This window comes from Streptomyces radicis (assembly GCF_003626575.1).
In the GTDB taxonomy this organism is placed as follows: domain Bacteria; phylum Actinomycetota; class Actinomycetes; order Streptomycetales; family Streptomycetaceae; genus Streptomyces; species Streptomyces radicis.
This window is the reverse complement of sequence record NZ_RBDY01000001.1, coordinates 172989-193098: the sequence shown is the minus strand read 5'-3', so window position 1 is coordinate 193098 and position 20110 is coordinate 172989. Positions and strand designations below refer to the sequence as shown.

The 20110-nt window shown below is 74.7% G+C and carries 19 protein-coding genes; 5 read left to right on the top strand and 14 right to left on the bottom strand.

The window, feature by feature from the left end; all coding sequences use genetic code 11:
• Positions 1–43 precede the first annotated feature (43 nt).
• Positions 44–766 (bottom strand): SseB family protein, encoded by a 723-nt coding sequence (locus D7318_RS00860; RefSeq protein ID WP_120694860.1) that lies wholly within the window; start codon positions 764–766, stop codon positions 44–46.
• Between the two features lie 163 nt (positions 767–929).
• Between D7318_RS00860 and D7318_RS00855 the strand changes: the two genes are divergently transcribed.
• A complete protein-coding gene (locus D7318_RS00855; protein WP_120694859.1) occupies positions 930–1895 on the top strand; it encodes a serine hydrolase in 966 nt (321 codons plus the stop codon).
• Here the strand turns inward: D7318_RS00855 and mycP are convergent.
• The 6 genes from mycP to D7318_RS00825 all read right to left on the bottom strand — a co-directional run bounded on the left by mycP (position 1861) and on the right by D7318_RS00825 (position 8970).
• Positions 1861–3108, bottom strand: a complete 1248-nt coding sequence (gene mycP / locus D7318_RS00850) for a type VII secretion-associated serine protease mycosin (protein WP_230423227.1) — start codon at positions 3106–3108, stop codon at positions 1861–1863. The two genes, D7318_RS00855 and mycP, sit on opposite strands and share 35 nt — an antisense overlap.
• Before the next feature lie 4 nt (positions 3109–3112).
• Complete coding sequence (locus tag D7318_RS32570; RefSeq protein ID WP_183091241.1) at positions 3113–4072, bottom strand: hypothetical protein; 960 nt, start codon at positions 4070–4072, stop codon at positions 3113–3115.
• 68 nt (positions 4073–4140) lie between these two features.
• Complete coding sequence (locus D7318_RS33600) at positions 4141–5295, bottom strand: DUF2510 domain-containing protein (RefSeq protein WP_183091242.1); 1155 nt, start codon at positions 5293–5295, stop codon at positions 4141–4143.
• A gap of 45 nt (positions 5296–5340) precedes the next feature.
• Complete coding sequence (locus tag D7318_RS00835) at positions 5341–6126, bottom strand: 3-oxoacyl-ACP reductase (protein WP_120694857.1); 786 nt, start codon at positions 6124–6126, stop codon at positions 5341–5343.
• A gap of 40 nt (positions 6127–6166) precedes the next feature.
• Positions 6167–7588 (bottom strand): aldehyde dehydrogenase family protein, encoded by a 1422-nt coding sequence (locus tag D7318_RS00830; RefSeq protein WP_120694856.1) that lies wholly within the window; start codon positions 7586–7588, stop codon positions 6167–6169.
• A 14-nt stretch (positions 7589–7602) separates the two neighbouring features.
• A complete protein-coding gene (locus D7318_RS00825) occupies positions 7603–8970 on the bottom strand; it encodes a glutamine synthetase family protein (RefSeq protein WP_120695204.1) in 1368 nt (455 codons plus the stop codon).
• A 96-nt stretch (positions 8971–9066) separates the two neighbouring features.
• Here D7318_RS00825 and D7318_RS00820 point away from each other — a divergent pair, with 96 nt between their 5' ends.
• The 3 genes from D7318_RS00820 (at position 9067) to D7318_RS00810 (ending at position 12111) form a co-directional block, all read left to right on the top strand.
• A complete protein-coding gene (locus tag D7318_RS00820) occupies positions 9067–9840 on the top strand; it encodes a FadR/GntR family transcriptional regulator (RefSeq protein ID WP_120694855.1) in 774 nt (257 codons plus the stop codon).
• 146 nt (positions 9841–9986) lie between these two features.
• Entirely contained in the window at positions 9987–11408 is a 1422-nt protein-coding gene (gene eat, locus D7318_RS00815; RefSeq protein ID WP_120694854.1) for an ethanolamine permease, read from the top strand.
• 13 nt (positions 11409–11421) lie between these two features.
• Entirely contained in the window at positions 11422–12111 is a 690-nt protein-coding gene (locus tag D7318_RS00810; protein WP_120694853.1) for a gamma-glutamyl-gamma-aminobutyrate hydrolase family protein, read from the top strand.
• 61 nt (positions 12112–12172) lie between these two features.
• Here the strand turns inward: D7318_RS00810 and D7318_RS00805 are convergent, their stop codons facing one another.
• Together D7318_RS00805 and D7318_RS00800 are read right to left on the bottom strand one after the other, a co-directional pair.
• The gene (locus D7318_RS00805) at positions 12173–12367 is read right to left on the bottom strand and encodes a hypothetical protein (protein ID WP_120694852.1); all 195 of its coding nucleotides are present in this window, start codon (positions 12365–12367) and stop codon (positions 12173–12175) included.
• A gap of 7 nt (positions 12368–12374) precedes the next feature.
• Positions 12375–13580 carry a cation:proton antiporter gene (locus D7318_RS00800; RefSeq protein ID WP_120695203.1) on the bottom strand — a complete coding sequence of 402 codons (1206 nt, stop codon included), beginning with the start codon at positions 13578–13580 and terminating at the stop codon, positions 12375–12377.
• A gap of 165 nt (positions 13581–13745) precedes the next feature.
• On the opposite strand from D7318_RS00800, the gene D7318_RS00795 reads away from it, so the two are divergent.
• Positions 13746–14678 carry a 5'-3' exonuclease gene (locus D7318_RS00795; protein WP_120694851.1) on the top strand — a complete coding sequence of 311 codons (933 nt, stop codon included), beginning with the start codon at positions 13746–13748 and terminating at the stop codon, positions 14676–14678.
• Between the two features lie 19 nt (positions 14679–14697).
• On the opposite strand, the gene D7318_RS00790 is transcribed toward D7318_RS00795, so the two are convergent.
• The 5 genes from D7318_RS00790 to D7318_RS00770 form a co-directional block, all read right to left on the bottom strand.
• The gene (locus D7318_RS00790) at positions 14698–17508 is read right to left on the bottom strand and encodes a DEAD/DEAH box helicase (RefSeq protein ID WP_120694850.1); all 2811 of its coding nucleotides are present in this window, start codon (positions 17506–17508) and stop codon (positions 14698–14700) included.
• Between the two features lie 48 nt (positions 17509–17556).
• Positions 17557–18471 (bottom strand): diacylglycerol kinase, encoded by a 915-nt coding sequence (locus tag D7318_RS00785; protein WP_120694849.1) that lies wholly within the window; start codon positions 18469–18471, stop codon positions 17557–17559.
• Between the two features lie 5 nt (positions 18472–18476).
• Entirely contained in the window at positions 18477–19400 is a 924-nt protein-coding gene (gene tatC / locus D7318_RS00780; RefSeq protein ID WP_120695202.1) for a twin-arginine translocase subunit TatC, read from the bottom strand.
• Between the two features lie 74 nt (positions 19401–19474).
• Positions 19475–19750 (bottom strand): Sec-independent protein translocase subunit TatA, encoded by a 276-nt coding sequence (gene tatA, locus D7318_RS00775; RefSeq protein ID WP_120694848.1) that lies wholly within the window; start codon positions 19748–19750, stop codon positions 19475–19477.
• Between the two features lie 131 nt (positions 19751–19881).
• The gene (locus D7318_RS00770) at positions 19882–20109 is read right to left on the bottom strand and encodes a hypothetical protein (RefSeq protein WP_120694847.1); all 228 of its coding nucleotides are present in this window, start codon (positions 20107–20109) and stop codon (positions 19882–19884) included.
• Position 20110 lies beyond the last annotated feature (1 nt).

Sequence of the window (20110 nt, the reverse complement as noted above, 5' to 3'; positions counted from 1 at the left end):
CCGCACGCCGACCGGGCCATGCGGGTGGCGCGCGGGGGCGCGTTCAGCGGCGGTAGGTGGGCTCCCCCGGGAGCGCCGCGCCCGGGGGCAGCACGGCCAGCTGGAGGCCGCGCACCAGATGGGCGCGCAGCACCTCGTCGCCCGCCAGCGCGTGCGCGAGGCGGGTGACGGCGGGGGCGTCCTCGGCGCCGCCGTCGAGGCGCAGCGCCAGCGTGGCGTCGGCGTCGCCGCCCGGCACCAGGTGGGCGGCGGCCACCGCGGGCTCGGCGGCCAGCACGTCGCGCACGGCCTCGGCCACGGCGGGGGCCGAGGCCGGGGAGCCGCCGCCGGCCACGGCACGCAGCCCGGCCCCGGCGAGCTCGTACGCGACGGGTCCCGCGATGTCCACGACGAGCGCCCCCGCGCCCTCCTGCACCGCGGCGGCGAGGGCCTGGCGCGTGGTGACGGGCACGGGGCGGGCGTCGGGGCGCCAGCGGGCCAGGGTCTCGGTGGCGGTGAAGACCGGGAGCGCGCGGCGGCCGCCGGGCAGCGCGAGGGTGAGCACGGCCATCTCGCTGCTCTTCTCCCGGCGCGGCCCGTCCTCGCCCGTCTCGGCCTCGCCGAGCACGGCGACGACGGGGACCAGCAGCCGGGCGCCGCCGAGCGCGGTCAGGACGGCGGGCTCGGCCGCGGGGTCGCGCGCCCAGTCGGCCAGCGCCCGGGCGAGGGCGGGATCGGCGGTGCCGTCGTCGTCGGCGAAGGCGGGCGTGGGGATGTTCAGCGGCACGGGTCGAGGGTAGCCGGGCGGCCGCGAGGGGCGTGCGCCGGGCGCGTGGACGGCCCAACGCGCCCCCGGGGCACGGCCGTTGCGGAATGGCTGTCACCGACTGTTACGCGTTCTTCATGCGACGGGCGATGACTCGTGCACATGTGCGGGATACCGTGCGGTTATGAGACTGTCGCGGCGAATACGGCCTGCCCTGGTGGTGAACGCCGCCCTGGCGACCTCGCTGCTGGCCGTCACCGCGGCCGGGGACTCCGTTCCCTCCGTGGGGGGACCGCAGGCGGTGGAGAGACCGGTGGACGACTTGGGGGCCGTGGGCGCGGGGGTGGAGGGGAGCGTGGTGAGCCCGGACGGCGGGACGAGCGGCCGTTCGTCTCCCTATGTGCCCAGCTCGACGGTGCGGGACGCGGTGCTCGCCCAGTCCCTGCCGCGCCTCGTGGGCGATCCGCCGCCGCGCCTCTCGGTGGCCGTGGCCTCGCTCGACGGGGAGGTCGCCGCGGCGTACGGCGCGGACCACTTCGACACCGCGAGCATCGTCAAGGTCGACATCCTGGCCGCCCTGCTGCTCATGGCGCAGGACGAGGGCCGCGAGCTGACGGCGCGCGAGCGGCTGCTCGCCGAGGTCATGATCCAACGCAGCGACAACGACGCGGCCGACGAGCTGTGGCTCGCGATCGGCGAGGGCGAAGGGCTCGACGCGGCCAACGAGCGGCTCGGCCTCGTCACCACCGTCGCGGGCCCCGAGGGCCACTGGGGCCTGACCCAGACCACCGCCGTCGACCAGCTGGCCCTGCTGCGCGCGATCCATGGCACGGGGTCGCCGCTGCACGCCGACTCCCGGGCGTACCTCAGGGCGCTGATGGCCACGGTGGTGCCCGACCAGCGCTGGGGCATATCGGCCGCGGCCGACGGGGGCGTCGAGCTGAAGAACGGCTGGCTGCCGCGGTCCAGGACCGGGCTGTGGGACGTGAACAGCATCGGCCGGGTCACGGTGGACGGGCGCCCCTATCTGGTGGCCGTGGTCTCCGACGGCCATGTCTCGTGGGAGGCGGGCGTCGCCGTGGTCGAGGCCGCCGCCGAGGCCGCGCTGTCCGCCGTCACGACCGATCAGGCCCCGCGGTCAGGCGTCTGACCCGCTCCCTGATCCGGGCGGTCCCGCCGCCCATCAGCGCCGCCGCCGCGGCGAGCAGCACCACCCCGGCCGCGCCCGAGAGCGGCGCGAGCCAGGCCGAGCGCCCCGCTCCCCCGCCGCCCTCGCTCGGGCCTGGGCCGAAGAACTCCCCCTCGTAGGGCCCCGCTGCGGGCGCCAGGGGCCTGGCGGTCAGGCCGACGGCCGCGTCGATGGCCGCCGCCGGGTCCACCATGCCGCCGCCGAGCGCGTCGTCGCGGCCGCCGGGCGGCGGGTGCGCGGCGGTCTCCACGAGCACGTCCCGCACCTGCGCCGGGGTGAGATCGGGGTGGGCGGCGAGCAGCAGCGCCGCGGAGCCCGAGACGAACGCGGCGGCCGCCGACGTTCCCCAGCCGGTGTAGTAGTCGCGGTCGGGGTCGGCCACGATGACGTCCTTGCCGGGGGCGCACAGGGTCGCGTACCAGCGCTCGGTGGAGAACTCCGCCGGGCTGCCGCCCCGGTCCACCGCGGCGACGGCGATCACGCCGGGGTAGCCGGCGGGGTAGGAGACGGGGTCGCCGTTCTCGCCGCCGTTGCCCGCGGACGCGACGACGACCGCGCCCTGGGAGAGCGCGTAGCGCACGGCGGCGTCCTCGTCGGGGTCAGGGTGGGCGGACTCGCTGTCGTCGCCGAGCGAGAGGTTGATGACGTCGGCGCCCTGGTCGGTGGCCCAGCGGATGCCCTCGGCGAGGGCACCCGAACGCGTCTCGCGCGCCGTGTCACGCTCCGGGTCGTCGTCCTCGAGCAGCACGCGCACCGGCAGGATCTCGGCCTCGGGCGCGACGCCCATCACGCCGGAGTCGCGCCCGGCGCCGTGCCCCCGGCCCGCGATGATGCCCGCCATGGCCGTGCCGTGCGAGGCCCACTCCTGGTCTCCCGGGCCCGCGCCCATGCCCACCATGTCGCGGCCCTGGCGGATCGCGCCCGCCAGGTCGGGGTGGGTGGGGTCGACGCCGGTGTCAAGGACGGCGACGGTGACCCCCCCGCCGCGGGTGGTCTCCCACGCGGCGGGGGCGTTGACGGCGTCGAGGGCCCACTGCTGCTGGTCGCGTATCGCGTCGGCGCGCGCGGGCCAGGGCGTCAGCAGCAGCCCCGCGGCGATCAGGGCGGCGAGCGCGGGAACGGCGGGAACGGCGCGCCGGGCGGCGGTGGCCGCGGCGCTCGCTTCTGCGGTCACGGGGTCACTGCTCCTCGGCTCGCTGGTCGGCGGTCGCGCGCAGGTCGCGTTCGACGCGTTCGGCGATGCCCGCCGCGTCATGGCCGAGCCCCGCGAGCGCGACGGTGGTGTCCTGGCCCTCCGCGGTGGCCTCGGCGACGGGCCGCGGGTCGTCGAGGGGGCGGCCGTCGGCGAAGCCGGTGACGGCGTAGGCGACGACGGGAAGTCCGGGCAGCGCCTTGATCGTCCAGGCGCCACGCTGCTGGTCGCCGAAGTCCTCGGCGGGGGTGCCGGGGGCGGCGAGGGGGCGGGGCATGAGGTCGGCGCGGGCGTCGAGGCCCTCGGTGGTGAGGCGGGCGGCGAGGGCGTCCATCCGGGCGGGCCCCGCCTCGGTGAACATCAGCCCCACGGTGGTGACGGTGGTCTGGGTCTCGTCGGCGTAGGTGGCGCGCAGCAGCCGGTGGCAGCCGACGGGGGCGAGGACCTCGGCGAGCAGCGGGTCGAACGCCTCGGCGCACGTCGCGTCGGGGGCGACGGCGACGCGTATCCAGCGCCGGTCGGAGCCGCCGGGGCCCGCGCCCTCGCCGGTGATCTCCGGCGGGAACAGCTCGTCCACCGGTATCTCACGCCACAGGTCGCGCCGTTCGTCGAGGGCGGCCGCGGCGGACGAGTCGTCGTCACCGTCGCCGACGAGCCACGCGCCGGCCGCGGCGCCACCGAGCAGGCCCGTGCCGAGCACCAGGCAGGTGACCGCGGTGGCGAGGCGCAGCGACGTGCGGGCGGTGACGCCGCGCGGCGCGGCGCCTTCGGGCGGCGGCGTGGCGCGCTGCGCGGGGATGTCGGGGGGCGCGGCGGGACGCGGCGGGACGGCGGGCCTTGGCGGCGCCGCGGGCCTCGGGGGCGCGCCCGGTCTCGGGGGAGCCGCCGCGCTCCGCGGGGTCAGGGGCGGCAACGGCGAAGGCCGCGGTCCCTGTTCGGTGTTCATCCGCACACTCCCCAGCCACCTGACGCCCCGCTGGTCAGCTCGACTCCGGTCACTTTACGGGCGCGTTCTCAGGCCTGGGTACCGGGTCCCCCGGCGGACGTCGCCTCCGCACCCCGCACGAGGCGGTCCATGTCGTCCTCGGGGGGCGACTCCTCGCCGATGTCGAACCCGAGGCGCAGCACGACCAGATCGCCCGAGCCGTCGGGGGCGGGGAAGGCCACCGACTCGACGAACGCGGCGGTGCCCGACGCCGTCTCGATGCGGCTGCGGATGCGGTGCCCCTCCTGGCCCGCGATCGTGACGGCCTCGGACAGCAGCTCCTCGCGCGCGGTGACCGCGCCATAGGTCTCGGGGTTGTACGACTCGCTCTCGTTGGCGCCTATGTCGGCGCTGACGTAGTCCTGCGCCGGGACGTCGCCCGCGCCCGGCACGATGCTGACGAACGCGCCGGCGCGCACGCAGTTCATGGCGGAGTCGCCCGGGCAGGCGTAGTCCCCCGTGGTCACGCCGAAGCCGGTGTCGTACTGGCTCTCCGACCAGCCGTCGAGCAGCGGGAGGACCAGGCCGCCCGCGGTGGCCGTGGTGAGGCCCCCGTCACCGCCGCCGCTCCCGTCTCCGCGCGGGTCCTCCTCCGGGTCGCCGGGCTCGTCGGACTCCCCACGTGGCGGCGCCTCGTCGCCCGGCGCGCCGTCGTCCCCCTCGGGGGCGGGCTCGTCCGAGGGCCCCTCGGCGCTGGCGCTCGGCGCGGGGCCCCGGCCCTCGGGCTCCTCGTCGTCGCCGCTGCCGAGCAGGACCACGAGGCCGACCGCGAGGGCGGCCACCACCACGATCGCGCCGGCGATGAGCGCCGTGCGCTGCCCGCCGCCCGAGGGCGCGGGCGGGGGGTAGGGGGCGTGGCCGCCGAGGGGCGCGCCGTACGGGGTGGGCGCCGCGCCCTGCCCGTACGGGGTGTAGGGCGCGGTGGCGTACGGCGAGGGGGGCGCCGCGGGCGGCGGGGCCAGGGGCTGGTCGCCCGGCAGGGTCGCCATGTGGGCCGTGCCGCCGGGCCCGGGAGGCGCGGAGGGCTCAGGAGGCGGCGTCGGAACGCCGTCGGGGACGGTGATGTCGCGGGCCGACCGGGTCTCCCCGGTCCAGGCGGTGCCGTCCCAACGGCGTTCCGGTGCGGGCCCGTCGCCGGTGTGACCTGGGTCCGGATACCAACCGGGCGGAGTCGTCGCGCTCACGCAGTGAACTTCTCACACCGCCGCCGTTCCGGCCACCACCCCGGACTACAACGGCGTTACATATGCGCCCGAAATCCCGCCGTCCACAAGGAAGTCGGCGGCGTTGACGAACGAGGAGTCATCGCTCGCGAGGAACGCGACGGCCGCGGCGATCTCCTCGGGCTCGGCGAAGCGCCCGCCCGGGACGTGCACCAGGCGGCGCGCGGCGCGCTCGGGGTCCTTGGCGAACAGCTCCTTCAGCAGGGGGGTGTTGACCGGGCCCGGGCACAGGGCGTTGACGCGGATGCCCTCGCGGGCGAACTGCACGCCCAGCTCGCGGGACATCGCGAGCACCCCGCCCTTGGACGCGGTGTAGCTGATCTGCGACGTGGCCGCGCCCAGGACCGCGACGAACGACGCGGTGTTGATGATCGATCCCCTGCCCTGCCGCCGCATGTAGGGGATGACCGCCTTGCAACACAGGTAGACCGACGTGAGGTTGGTCTGCTGGACCCGCTGCCAGGCGTCGAGGTCCGTGGTGAGGATCGAGTCGTCGTCGGGTGGCGAGATCCCCGCGTTGTTGAACGCGATGTCCACCGAGCCATAGGTCTCGTGGGCGACCCGGAACAGCGCCTCGACCTGCTCGGCGTCGGTGACGTCGGTGTGCGCGTACCGGCCGCCGACCTCGGCCGCGGCGGCCTCGCCGCGCGCGGCGTCGATGTCGGCGCACACCACGTGGGCGCCCTCGGCGGCCAGGCGGCGGGCCGAGGCGAGGCCGATGCCGCTGCCCGCCCCGGTGACCACGGCGGTGCGGCCGACCAGCCTGCGGCAGACGGCGGTGGGTTCTGTCACGGGGGTCTCTCCTTGCTGCGCTGGGCGGTGGGGCCTTCGGTCAGCCGTCGGTGGCGAGGAAGACGTTCTTGGTCTCGGTGAACGCGGTCAGCGCGTCCGGGCCCAACTCCCGCCCGAGCCCTGACCGTTTGAAGCCCCCGAAGGGCGTGGCGTAACGGACGGCGGCGTGCGAGTTGACCGAGAGGTTCCCGGCCGCGACAGCGCGGGTGACACGCAGTGCACGGCCGATGTCGCGGGTCCACAGGGAGGCGGCGAGGCCGTACTCGGTGGCGTTGGCCAGGCGGACGGCGTCCTCCTCGTCGTCGAACGGCGTGACGACGGCGACCGGGCCGAAGATCTCCTCGGCGGCGGCCCGTTCACCCGCCGCGTGGGCCTCGAGCACGGTGGCCGGGTACCAGTAGCCGGGGCCTTCGGGGACGGCGCCGCGGATGGCGGCGGGCGCGTCATCGGGGACGTAGGAGCGGACGCGTTCGCGGTGCGCGGCGGAGATCAGCGGGCCCATGGCGGTGGCCGGGTCGGCGGGGTCGCCGACGGTGACGGCGCGCACGGCCGGTTCGAGCAGGGCGAGGAAGCGGTCGTGGACCGAGCGCTGCACCAGGATGCGGCTGCGGGCGCAGCAGTCCTGGCCCGCGTTGTCGAGGAACGACGCGGGCGCGGCGGCGGCCGCGGCCTCGAGGTCGGCGTCGGCGAAGACGATGTTGGGGCTCTTGCCGCCGAGTTCGAGGGTGACGGGCTTGACCTGGGCGGCGCAGCGGGCCATGATCCGCCTGCCCACGGCCGTGGATCCGGTGAAGACGACCTTGGCGACGCCCGGGTGGTCCACCAGGGCCTCGCCCGTGACGGACCCGGGGCCCGGCAGGACCTGGAAGAGCCCGTCGGGCAGCCCGGCTGCCTGGGCCAGCACCTCGAGCGCGAGCGCGGTGAGCGGGGTGGCCTCCGCGGGCTTGAGGAGGACGGCGTTCCCCGCGGCGAGCGCGGGCGCGGTGCCCCAGGCGGCGACGGGCATCGGGAAGTTCCACGGGGCGATCACCGCGACCACGCCGAGGGGTTCGGCGAACGTGAGGTCCACGCCGCCAGCCACCGGGATCTGGCGGCCCGTCAGCCGCTCCACTCCCCCGGCGGCGTAGTCGAGCAGGTCGCGGACGTTCTCCGCCTCCCACAGGGCGGCGGCCGCCGGGTGCCCCGCCTCCTCGACCTCGGTGCGGGCGAGGTCGTGGCGCGCCTGGTCGACGGCGACGGCGAACCGGCGCAGCTGCCTGGCGCGTTCGGCCGGGGCGAGCGCGGCCCAGCGGCGCTGGGCGGCGGCGGCGCGGCGGACGGCGGCGTCCACCTCGGCCCTCGTGGTGTCGGGGACGGTGGCGATGACCCGCTCGGTGGTGGGGTTGACGACCTCGCGGTCCTTCGGCTCCTCGGTCGTCCCTGGCGCGGCGGTCGTCCCTGGCGCGGCGGTCTTCTCGGGCACGGCGTTGCTCGTCCTCACATGCGCTCGAAGGAGCGGTAGCGCTCCCAGTCCGTGACGGCGGTGTCGTACGCGTCCTGCTCGACGCGGGCCATGGTGCGGTAGTGGTCGACGACGTCGTCGCCGAACGCCGCGCGCGCGATCGCGCTCCCGGCCCACAGCGCGGCGGCGTCGCGCAGCGTGGCGGGGACCTGCTCGGCGTCGGACGCGTAGGCGTTCCCTGTGCAGGGCTCGGGGAGTTCGATGGCGTGCTCGACGCCGTGCAGGCCCGCGGCGATCATCCCGGCGACGGCGAGGTAGGGGTTGACGTCGCCGCCCGGCAGCCGGTTCTCCAGGCGCAGGGAGGCGCCGTGCCCCACGACGCGCAGCGCGCACGTGCGGTTGTCGGGGCCCCAGGCGACGGCGGTGGGGGCGAACGAGCCGGGGCGGAAGCGCTTGTAGGAGTTGATGTTCGGGGCGTGGAGCAGGCTGAACTCCCGCAGCGTGGCGAGCTGTCCCGCCAGGAAGTGGCGCATGGTGTCCGACATCCCGCCGGGCGCGGCGGGGTCGGCGAAGACGGGGGCACCTTCGGCGTCGCGCAGCGAGAGGTGCACATGGCACGAATTGCCCTCGCGCTCGTCGTACTTGGCCATGAACGTGAGCGCGACGCCCTCCTGGGCGGCGATCTCCTTGGCGCCGGTCTTGTAGATGCTGTGCTGGTCGCACGTGGTGAGCGCGTCGGCGTAGCGGAACGCGATCTCGTGCTGGCCGAGGTTGCACTCGCCCTTGGCCGACTCGACGGTCATGCCCGCGGCGCCCATGTCGTTGCGGATGCGGCGCAGCAGGGGCTCGACGCGGCCCGTGCCGAGGATCGAGTAGTCGACGTTGTACCGGTTGGCCGGGGTGAGCCCTCGGTAGCCGGTGTCCCAGGCGCGCTCGTAGGTGTCCGTGAAGACCATGAACTCCAGCTCGGTGCCGACGAACGCGGTCCAGCCGCGCTCGGCGACGCGCTCGAGCTGGCGGCGCAGGATCTGGCGCGGCGACGCGGTGACGGGCGACCCGTCGTGCCAGGCGAGGTCGGCGGTGACCATGGCGGTGCCGGGGTGCCAGGGGACGCGGCGCAGGGTGGCGGGGTCGCCGTGCAGCGCGAAGTCGCCGTAGCCCTGCTCCCATGACGACATGGCGTAGCCGTCCACGGTGTTCATGTCGGTGTCCACGGCGAGGAGGTAGTTGCAGCCCTCGGTGCCGTGGTCGAGTACCTCGTCGAGGAAGAACGGGGCCGCGAACCGCTTGCCCTGGAGGCGGCCCTGCATGTCGGTGAAGGCGAGGACGACGGTGTCGATCTCGCCGCGTTCGACGAGGACCCGCAGCTCGTCGGTGGACAGCGGGGGCGTGCGCCTCGCCACGTCGTTCGCCACGTCGGCGGCCTCCTGTCGGTTCAGCCTGAGGCCATAAGGTATCCATGCGGACCATTGATTGGGAAGGAGGTCGGGCGCGGGCGCATGGCAGGGAGACGTCGAACGGACGAGGGCGGGGGCGGGGCCGCGCCGCCGCCCGACCGGCTGGCCGGGGCGCTGCGCCCCGTGCGCGCCGGGAACGGCTTCGAGGAGGCGCTGGCCCAGATCCTCCAGGTCCTGCGGCTCGGACTCGTGCCCGACGGGGGCAGGCTGCCCGCGGAGCGCGAGCTGGCCGCGCGGCTCGGGGTGAGCCGGGTGACGCTGCGCGAGGTGCTGAAGGCGCTCGCCGACGAGGGCCTGGTGGAGAGCAGGCGCGGCCGCTACGGCGGAACGTTTGTGCGCGGCCGTGGCGCGGCGGACGGCGGGTCGGCGGCCCCGCGGCGGCGGATCGCGGGCCTCGACGTCGGCGTGGACCTGGAGGACACGCTGCGGCTGCGCGAGGTGCTCGACGTGGGCGCGGCCGGGCTGTGCGCGGAGGACGGGCCGAGCCCGGGGGCGGCGCGCAGGCTGCGGGCCGCGCTCGCGGCGACGGGCGAGGCGCGCCCGGCCGATTACCGGCGCGCCGACACGCTGCTGCACCTGACGCTGGCCGATCTCTCGGGGTCACCGTCGCTCGCCGCCCAGTACGCGGCGGTGCGCGCGACGTTGAACGAGCTGCTCGACCGCATCCCGTTGCTGGTGCGGAACCTGGAGCACTCCCAGGCCCAGCACGCCGCGCTGGTCGACGCCGTCACCGAGGGCGACGCGGACGGGGCGCGCGAGGTGATGCGGGAGCACTGCGCCGGAACGGCCGCGCTGCTGCGGGGATTTCTCTCCTGAGCGGCTCGGCGGCCCCGCGGCGAGCCGTAACCGCCGCTTAACGCCCCAGGTCTTGCGCCGAGTCCGGCGAGCCGCAATGGTATGCGCCCAAACCATTGACCCGGACCACCGGGTCACACCCATCGCGGAGCGAGGCAGGAGCGGTCATGACCGACACCCCGGAGGACGCCTATCTCCGCCGCCGCGCGCTGCGCGCGGGCAGCGCGGGCCCCCTGCTGCTGACCGGCCTCGGCGTGGCCTATGTCGTGTCGGGCGACTACGCCGGCTGGAACTTCGGCCTGGCCGAGGGCGGCTTCGGCGGCCTGGCCATCGCCGCCGTGCTGATGGGCCTGATGTACACGTGCATGGTCTTCGCGCTGGCCGAGCTCGCGGCCATCCTGCCGACGGCGGGCGGGGGTTACGGCTTCGCGCGGCGCGCCCTCGGCCCCTGGGGCGGCTTCCTGACCGGGACGGCGATCCTCATCGAGTTCGTGCTGGCCCCGGCGGCGATCTCCATCTTCATCGGCGACTACGTCGAGTCCCTCGACCTCTTCGGGCTCACCTCGAGCTGGCCCGTCTACCTGGGCTGCTTCGTCGTCTTCCTGGCCATCCACCTGTGGGGCGTCGGCGAGGCCCTGCGCTTCAGCCTGGTGGTGACCGCGATCGCCGTGGCCGCGCTGCTGATCTTCGCGTTCGGCGCGTTCGCCGAGTTCGACGCGTCGGGGCTCGACGACATACCGGTGGACGGGGACGCGTTCGGGTCGAGCTCGTGGCTGCCGTTCGGGCTCATGGGCATCTGGGCGGCGTTCCCGTTCGGCATGTGGTTCTTCCTGGGCGTCGAGGGCGTGCCGCTGGCCGCCGAGGAGACCAGGGACCCGGCGCGCACCCTGCCGAGGGCGATGGCCTGGGCGATCGGCATCCTGCTCGTCCTCGCCGTGCTGACCTTCATCGCCGCGGCGGGGGCGGGCGGCTCCGCGGCGGTCCAGGACGCGGGCAACCCCCTGGTGACCGCGCTCGAGCCGGACGGGGAGACGACGGCGCTGAGCCGCTTCGTCAACTACGCGGGCCTCGCCGGGCTCGTGGCCTCCTTCTTCTCGCTCGTCTACGCGGGCTCGCGCCAGCTGTTCGCGCTCTCGAGGGCCGGGTACCTGCCGCGCTTCCTGTCGCTCACCAGCCGCCGCAAGTCGCCCTACCTCGGCCTGCTGATCCCGGGCGCGCTCGGCTTCGGCCTGGCCGCGGCGACCGGTGACGGCGCGCGGATGCTCAACGTGGCGGTGTTCGGCGCGACCATCTCCTACGCCCTCATGACCCTCTCGCACATCGTGCTGCGCCGCCGTGAGCCCGAGCTGCCGCGCCCCTACCGCACGCCGGGCGGCGTGGTGACCTCGGGCATCGCGTTCGTGCTCGCGCTCGCGGCGCTGGTGGCGACGTTCCTGGTGGACCGGGACGCGGCGTTCATCGCGCTTGGCGTGTACGCGGTGGCGGCGGGGTACTTCGCCTTCTGGAGTCGGCACCGGCTGGTGGCGGCGGCCCCCGAGGAGGAGTTCGCCGCGCTCGCCGCGGCGGAGGCCGAGCTGGCCCGCGACTGAAGGGAGTCCGCAGGTGAGCGGCCCGTTGATCGGCATCAGCACCTATCTGGAGGACGACGCGCGCTGGGGCGTGTGGCGCCAGCCCGCGGCCCTGCTGCCCGCCGCCTACCACCGGCTGGTGCAGCGGGCGGGCGGCGTCGCGGCGCTGCTGCCGCCCGACGACGCGCCCGCGGTGGCCACGTCGCTGGTGGCGCGGCTCGACGGCCTGGTCATCGCGGGAGGGCCCGATGTGGACCCGGCGCGCTACGGCGCCGAACGCGACCCGCGCACGGGCCCGCCCGCGCCGGAGCGCGACGCGTGGGAGCTCGCGCTGATCGAGGCGGCGCTGGCCGGCGGGCTGCCGCTGCTCGGCGTCTGCCGCGGGATGCAGCTGCTCAACGTGGCGCTCGGCGGCACCCTGCGCCAGCACGTCGACGGCCACGCGGGTGCCCCCGGCGTCTTCACCGAGCACAAGGTGACCCCGGTCCCCGGCACCGCGCTCGCCCAGGTCCACCCCGCCCCCGTCTCGGTCCCCGCCTACCACCACCAGACGGTCGACGACCTCGGGGATTCGCTGATCCCCTCGGCGTTCGCGGAGGACGGCACGGTCGAGGCGATCGAACGCCCGGGCGACGACGGCTTCGTCCTGGCGATCCAGTGGCACCCCGAGGCGGCCACCGACACCTCGGTGATCCGCGCCCTGACCAGAGCGGCCACGGGCTGAATCCGTGCGAGCGGCGCCTCAGCCGCGCACACGTCGGACCGGTGCCCGCACCCCGGGCACGTCAGCCTCCCGTGGGATGGCGCCCGCCGACCAGGGCGGCGGGGCGCACCGCGCGCCAGACCTCCGCCGCCTCCGCGGGCCACGCCGGGCGCGGCAGCCCGCACCCGGCGACCAGCGCGCGTTCCGGCTCGGCAAACGCGGCGCCCCGCGCCTCGCTCAGCGACGGCACGAGCGAGACCAGGCGCCGCGCCCCCATCGGTGGGTCACCTCTCCTTTCCGGCCCCCGCCAGCTCCCCCTCGGGTTTCTCCTCGGGCTCATCGGCCGCGGCGTCCCTGCCGCCCGGCAGCCAGCGCGCCAGCCAGTGCGAGCGCCCGGCGGCCAGCGGCGCGACCACCGCCAGGATCAGCACATACCCGGCGATGAACGGCGAGAGACGGGCGTCGAGCCCGGCCGCCGCCGCCATGGTGGCGAGGATCAGCGCGAACTCGCCGCGTGCGAGCAGCGTGGTGGCGACGTTGGCCGTGGGCTGTGGCCCGAAGCCGTAGATCCGCGCGGTGAACAGTCCGGCCAGCAGGTTCATCGTCACCGTGATCGCGACGGCGATCAGGACCGGCCAGATGACGGTCGGCAGGTCACCGGGGGCGATGGACAGGCCGAAGCCGAAGAAGAAGATCGCGGCGAACGCGTCCCTCAGCGGGTGCACCAGGTCCCTGATGCGGTCACCGGAGTCGGTGTTGCCCAGGATCAGGCCCACCATGAACGCCGCGATCGCGTCGGCGACCCCGACCTTCTCGGCCACTCCCGACACCAGCACGGCCGCGCCGAGGAAGGAGATGACGAGCAGCTCGTTGTCCTTGGTGGCGAACAGCCGCCCGATCAGCCCGGTCCCCCAGCGCGCCGCCACCGCGAGCAGCACCAGGAAGCCGAACGCCTGCCCGATGTCGAGCAGGGTCCCCGCGACGCCGTCGGCGCCGGAGATGACCGGCTGGAGCGCGGCCAGGTAGAGGGCGAGGAAGATGTCCTCGACCACGATGATGCCGAGGATGGGCCGGGTCTCCTTGTTCCCGATGCGGCCCGCGTCGACGAGGATCTTGGTCACGATCGCGGACGACGAGATCCCCAGCACGCCGGCGAGCACCAGCGCCTCCGAGGTGCCCCAGCCCAGCGCGAAGCCGAAGCCGAGTCCTGCCCCGACGTTCAGCAGCAGATAGGCGGAGCCAGCGATGGCCATCTTGCGGCCGCCGGTCCTCAGGTCGTCCATGTGGAATTCGAGGCCCAGGTAGAACAACAGCAGCACCAGGCCGAGGGCGGAGAGCATCTCCAGGTCGTGTGCGTCCTCGATCAGCACATACCCGGGGGTGTTGGGGCCGAGCAGGATACCGGCCAGGATGAACAGCGGAATCGTCGGCAGGCCTATGCGGCCCCCGAGGCGGGCGAGGAAGGCGGCGGCCACGAAGGCCCCACCCATGGCGAGCAGCGTGTCGGCGTGTCCCAATGGCGCACTCCTTGGCGGTCGGATGGCTCGGTCACGACATGACGGTCAAGGGAGCGTCAAGAAAGTGTCAATATTTAGCTTACCAAACGAAAATATGTGGGGACAGTCGTGCCCGTCCGCCTGTCAGTGCCGTGCGGCATGATCCGGGGTGTGACCGGACGACTGATGCTCCTCGACACCGCCTCGCTCTACTTCAGGGCGTACTTCGGCGTGCCCGACTCCGTGCGCGCCCCCGACGGCACGCCGGTGAACGCGGTGCGGGGGCTGCTCGACTTCATCGCAAGGCTCGTCACCGACCACCGGCCCGACGACCTCGTGGCCTGCATGGACGCCGACTGGCGCCCGGCCTGGCGCGTCGAGCTGATCCCGACCTACAAGGCGCACCGGGTCGCCGTCGAGGCCCCCGAGGGGCCCGACACCGAGACCGTGCCCGACACGCTCTCGCCCCAGGTGCCGGTGATCGAGGACGTGCTCGACGCGATCGGCATCGCCAGGCTCGGCGCCCCGGGATTCGAGGCGGACGACGTCATCGGCACCCTGAGCCACCGCGCGCGTGGCCCCGTGGACATCGTCACGGGCGACCGCGACCTCTTCCAGCTGATCGACGACGCCCGCGGCGTCCGCGTGCTCTACCCCGTCAAGGGCATGGGCACCCTGGCGTCCTTCGACGAGGCGGCGCTGCGGGAGAAGTACGGCGTGGACGGGCCCGGCTACGCCGACCTGGCGCTGCTGCGCGGCGACCCGAGCGACGGGCTGCCGGGCGTGCCGGGCATCGGCGAGAAGACCGCCGCCAGGCTGCTCCAGCGCTATGGCGACCTGGCGGGGATCCTGGCCGCGCTCGACACCCAGGACCGGGCGCTCACCCCGGCCCAGCGCAGGCGGCTCACCGAGGCGAAGCCCTATCTGGCCGTCGCCCCCCGGGTCGTCAGGGTCGCCGACGACGTCCCGCTCGCCGACCACGACCCCGCGCTGCCCAGGGCGCCGCGCGACCCGCGGGCCCTGGACGCGCTGGCCACCCGCTGGGGCCTGGGCGGCTCCCTGACCCGGCTGCTCGCGGCCCTGGACCGCTGACGCGGCCGGAGCGCGCGACTCAGCCCACCGAGCTGTACGCCACGACGCCCCGCAGCATCGCGTCCACGGCCTTGCGGGCGTTCCCCCGCACGGTGCCGCCCTCGGGCGCCGCGGCGGCGATCTGCCCCAGCACGTCGATGACCTGCTTGCACCAGCGCACGAAGTCGCCCGCGGGCATGTCCGCGTCGCGCAGCACCTCGTCGAGGCCGTGCCCGCGCGCCCAGCGGTAGGCGGGCCACGCGAAGCCCAGATCCGGCTCCCGCTGCCCGACGCCCGTGGCCTGGCTGATGCTGTGCTGGTCCTCCAGGGCGTCGAGGCGCCCCCAGATCCGCACCATGTCGGCCAGCGCCTCCCGCGCGCGCCCCCCGGGCAGCTCGGGCGCCGGCGCGTCGTCGGCCGACCGCGCCTCGTAGACGAGCGCGGAGGCGCACGCCGCCAGCTCCGCGGGCCCGAGGCCCTCCCAGACGCCGTCCCGCAGGCACTCGCAGGCCAGCAGGTCGAGCTCGCCGTAGAGCCGCGCCAGCCGCCTGCCGTCCTCGGTCACCTCGTCGTCCCGCAGATACTCCAGCTCGGACAGCAGCGCCGCCACCTGGTCGAACGTGCGGGCGATGGTGTTCGTCCTGCCCTCGATCCGCCGCTCGAGCTGCCGGGTGTCCCGCGCGAGGCGGTGGTACCGCTCCGCCCAGCGCGCGTGGTCCTCGCGCTCGGCGCAGCCATGGCACGGATGCGCCCTGATCGCCGCCCGCAGCCGCGTGATCTCCGGGTCGTCGGCCGCCGCCGCCCGCTGCTTGCGGTGCCGCCGCGGCACCACGTGCCCCGCCTTGGACCGCAGCGCCGACGCGAGATCGCGCCGCGACTGCGGGCTGCGGGCGTTGAACGAGCGCGGGATCCGCATCCGGTCCAGCGGCTCGACGGGCGCGGGGAAGTCGATCGAGGCCAGCCGCTTGACCTGCCGCTGCTCGGTCAGCACCAAGGGGCGCGGCCCCTCGTGGAACTCCATCCCGCGCCGCCCCGCGCTCCGCCCCGCGGGGATGCCGGGGTCGAGCACCAGCGCGAGACCGGCGAACTTGCCGGTCGGCACATGGATGATGTCCCCCGGCCTGAGCTGCTCCAACGACGTGTGCGCCGCCGCCCTGCGCTGCGCGACGCCCTGCCGCGCCAGCTCCGTCTCCCGGTCCTTGAGGTCCTGCCGCAGCCGCGAGTACTCCCCGAAGTCACCCAGGTGGCACGTCATCGCCTCCCGGTACCCGGCGAGCCCGGTCTCGTTGCGCCGCACCTGCCGCGAGATCCCGACCACCGACCGGTCCGCCTGGAACTGCGCGAACGACGTCTCCAGCAGCTCACGCGACCGGTGCCGCCCGAACTGCCCCACCAGGTTGACCGCCATGTTGTACGACGGCTTGAACGACGACCGCAGCGGATACGTCCGCGCCCCGGCGAGACCCGCGAGCGCCGCCGGGTCCATCCCCCGCTGCCACAGCACCACCGCGTGGCCCTCGACGTCGATCCCGCGCCGCCCGGCCCGCCCGGTGAGCTGCGTGTACTCGCCCGGCGTGATGTCCGCGTGCTGCTCGCCGTTCCACTTGACCAGCTTCTCCAGCACGACCGAACGCGCCGGCATGTTGATGCCCAGCGCCAGCGTCTCGGTCGCGAAGACCGCCTTGACCAGCCCTCTGACGAACAGCTCCTCGACGATCTCCTTGAACGTCGGCAGCATCCCCGCGTGGTGCGCCGCGATGCCACGCTCCAGGCCCTCGAGCCACTCGAAGTACCCCAGGACGTGCAGGTCCTCGTCCGGGATCGCCGCCGCGCGCCGCTCCACGATCTCCCGCACCTGCGCCCGCGCCACCGCGTCGTTGAGCCGAAGACCGGCGTGCAGGCACTGCTGCACCGCCGCCTCGCAGCCCGCGCGGCTGAAGATGAACGTGATCGCGGGCAGCAGCCCCTCGGCGTCGAGGCGGTCGATCACCTCGACCCGGCTCGGCGTGTAGACCCGCGCGCGCTGCCGCCGCTCGCGCTCCCGGTCCGCCGCCCTGCGCCGGTCCCTGCCGTTGCGGTAACGGTCGCGCGCGCCCCATGTCCTGGTGTTCTCCAGGCGGGCCATGCGCAGCAGGTCGGGGTTGACCTCGCGCTTCTCGCCCGACTCCTCGAACAGGTCGTACAGCCGCCGCCCGGCCAGCACATGCTGCCAGAGCGGCACGGGCCGGTGCTCGGAGACGATCACCTCGGTGTCCCCGCGGACGGTGTCGAGCCAGTCGCCGAACTCCTCGGCGTTGGAGACGGTCGCCGAGAGCGAGACCAGGGTCACCGACTCGGGCAGGTGGATGATGACCTCCTCCCACACCGCGCCCCTGAAGCGGTCGGACAGGTAGTGCACCTCGTCCATCACCACATAGCCGAGCCCGGTCAGCGCGGACGAGCCCGCGTACAGCATGTTCCGCAGGACCTCGGTGGTCATCACGACCACGGGGGCGTCCGCGTTGACGCTGTTGTCCCCCGTCAGCAGGCCGACGCGGTCGGCGCCGTACCGCTTGACCAGGTCGGCGTACTTCTGGTTCGACAGGGCCTTGATCGGCGTGGTGTAGAAGCACTTGCGGCCCTGGTCGAGCGCGAGGTGGACGGCGAACTCGCCCACGATCGTCTTGCCCGAGCCGGTGGGCGCCGCGACCAGCACGCCCTTCCCCGCCTCGAGGGCCTGGCACGCCTCGATCTGGAACGCGTCAAGACCGAAGTCGTAGAGCTCACGGAACGGGGCGAGCGCGGTGGCCTGCTCGGCCGCGCGCCGCTTGGCGGCGGCGTACCGCTGCGCAGGGGACATGTGGTCGGTCATTGTGCCTACGAGCCTACCGGCCCCACCCCCCGCCGACCCGGGGACTTCTCACCCGCCGGAGCCCGCCCCCGCGGGCGGCGCGAGCAGCCGCAGCGCGCCCGGGACACACGTGGCCGTGAGCGGCAGCGGGCCGAGCGGTTCGCCGTCGGCGTACCCGGTGACGCCGGGGGCGTCCAGCTCCACGCGGGTGGCGGTGAACGCGGACACCGCGGGGTGGCCGAGGTGGGTGCCCCGGTAGACGCGCGGGTAGACGCGCACCAGCGTGGTCCTGCTGACCCGGCCGACCACCGTCACCGTGAAGTGCCCGTCGTCAGGCCTGGCCCCGGCGCAGATCCGCAGCCCACCGCCGTAGCTCGGCCCGTTCCCCACGGCGACCAGCGTGATGTCCCGCTCCGACCAGGGCCCGCCGTCCAGGCGGATCCGGCAGGGCACGGCGTGCAGCGCGGCCAGCTCGGCGAGCACCGCCGCGTCGTACCGCAGCCTGCCGCGCGGCCAGCGCATCCGGTTGCCGCGGTCGGTGACGCGGGAGTCGAAGCCCGCGGCCAGCACCCCGGCGAACCACCTCTCCCCCACCCGGCCCAGGTCGACGCGGCGGCTCGCGCCCGCCGCGAGGGCTTCGGCCATCAGGGTGGCCGCCGCCTCGGGGGCGCGGATGGGCAGCCCACAGGCGCGTGCGGTGTCGTTCCCGGTACCGGCGGCGACGATGCCGAGCGGCGTGCTGGTCTCCGCGACGGCGCCGAGCGCGAGCGAGACCACGCCGTCCCCGCCGACCGCGACGAGCGCCCCCGTGCCGTCGGCCACCGCCTCCCGCGCGCGGCGCGCCGCGTCGGGCGCGTCCACGCCGGTCACGGCGCGCACGGAGAACCCGGCGGCCCGCAGCACGCGGGCCGCGCGCAGGGCGGCGCGGGAGCCACCGCCCCGGCCCGCCGCCGGGTTCACCAGCAGCGTGATGTCATCGCCCACGCGCGTCAGGTCGCGTCGTCGAACCTGTTGACCCGGGAGGAGCCCCCGTCGTCACGCGACGCCGACACCGACTCCACCGGCTCGATGGACGACGGGGTCAGGTCCAGGTCGGACGCCTCGTCGTCGTCGAGCTCGCGGTCGGGGTTGCTCCGCTGGCGCCGCCGGTCGTTGAGCAGGGCGATGCCGCAGGCGATGAAGTAGAGGCCGGTGACCGGGACCTGGAGGGCGATCATCGACATCAGGTCGGTCGGGGTGATCGCGGCCGCGAAGATCGCGATGCCGAGCACCATCCAACGCCACCAGCTGAGCATCCGCTTGCCCGTGACGACGCCGCCGAGGTTCAGCAGGACGAGCAGCAGCGGCAGCTCGAAGGAGAGGCCGAACGCGAACGCCATCCGGATCGTGATGTCGAGCAGCTCCTCGACGGTCACGAGGTTCTGCACGCCGTCGGGGCTGAAGCCGAGCAGCACGGGGATGGCCCGGGGCAGCAGCCAGTAGGCGAAGTAGACGCCGCTCAGGAAGAGCGGCACGCCGACGCCGACGACCGCGCGCGCGTACTTCTTCTCGGTCCGGTGCAGGCCGGGGGCGATGAACGCCCACGCCTGGTAGAGCCAGACCGGCGCGGCGCCGATGAGGCCGACGAGCAGCGAGACCCTGAAGTAGGTGGCGAACGGCGAGGTGAGGCCCTGCTGGGTGAGCTGGGTGTCGCACTGCCGCACCGAGTCCGCGGTGTCGTTGACCTCCTCGCAGTCGGGCATCAGATCCGTGAGGATCTCCATGATGTCCCTGGCGAAGAAGAGCGCCACGATGGTGATCGCCAGCACCGCGCCCACCGAGATGGCGAGCCTGTTGCGCAGCTCACGCAGGTGCTCGGTGAGGGGCATCCGCCCCTCGGGGTCCTTCTGCTTCTTCGGCGCGGACTTGGGCACCGGCACGTCCTCATCTCGAGGGGCGGCCGGAACCCGTCCGGCCGCCCGACCTCACTCCTGCCACCGGTGGGGCGTCAGCCCTGGGCGGTGCGCTTCGGCTCGTCCACGGGACGCGCGCTCTCGGTGTCCCCGGGAGCGGCCTGGATCGTCCGCTGCGCCTGCGGAGCGGCGTCCGCGGGCTCCCCGGCGTCGGCCGCCTTGCCGTCCTTCTTCAGGGCGGCCGTCTCGCTCTTGAGGATGCGCATCGACTTGCCGAGCGAACGCGCCGTGTCCGGCAGCCGCTTGGACCCGAAGACGATCACGACGACGAGGAAGACGACCAGCAGGTGCCAAGGTGAGATCGAGCCCATATCGTCCGTCTACTCTCTCATCCGGGGAATGACCTTCGTGCCGCCCGGACACGGTCATTCCGGATCGGCCGGCACACGAGCTGCAATCTTAACGCGCAAGGGTGAACGCAAAGCAATGCCCGCGCATCCGCCTATTCTTCCGCGCTGTTCCCGCCGTATGTCCGCCGTACGCTCCCCCCGCGCGCCGCCAGCGGCCGCGCCGAGCGCTCCAGGCGGTCGGCCGCCGCGCCGATCCGCTCGGCGCCTTCGCCCACCGCGCGGGCGAAGCGCCGCACCTCGATCCCCACCCGCACCGCGAGCACCCCGAGCACGGCCACCCCGCAGAACGCCAGCACCAGCTGCGTCATCGGCCAGAACACC

Bases quoted from the DNA above. Each gene is read 5' to 3' on its own strand.
- D7318_RS00855 (WP_120694859.1), top strand. From the start codon at position 930: ATGAGACTGTCGCGGCGAATACGGCCTGCCCTGGTGGTGAACGCCGCC.
- D7318_RS32570 (WP_183091241.1), bottom strand. From the start codon at position 4,072: ATGAACACCGAACAGGGACCGCGGCCTTCGCCGTTGCCGCCCCTGACC.
- D7318_RS00820 (WP_120694855.1), top strand. From the start codon at position 9,067: ATGGCAGGGAGACGTCGAACGGACGAGGGCGGGGGCGGGGCCGCGCCG.
- eat (WP_120694854.1), top strand. From the start codon at position 9,987: ATGACCGACACCCCGGAGGACGCCTATCTCCGCCGCCGCGCGCTGCGC.
- D7318_RS00805 (WP_120694852.1), bottom strand. From the start codon at position 12,367: ATGGGGGCGCGGCGCCTGGTCTCGCTCGTGCCGTCGCTGAGCGAGGCG.
- D7318_RS00800 (WP_120695203.1), bottom strand. From the start codon at position 13,580: ATGGGTGGGGCCTTCGTGGCCGCCGCCTTCCTCGCCCGCCTCGGGGGC.
- D7318_RS00795 (WP_120694851.1), top strand. From the start codon at position 13,746: ATGATCCGGGGTGTGACCGGACGACTGATGCTCCTCGACACCGCCTCG.
- D7318_RS00790 (WP_120694850.1), bottom strand. From the start codon at position 17,508: ATGACCGACCACATGTCCCCTGCGCAGCGGTACGCCGCCGCCAAGCGG.
- tatA (WP_120694848.1), bottom strand. From the start codon at position 19,750: ATGGGCTCGATCTCACCTTGGCACCTGCTGGTCGTCTTCCTCGTCGTC.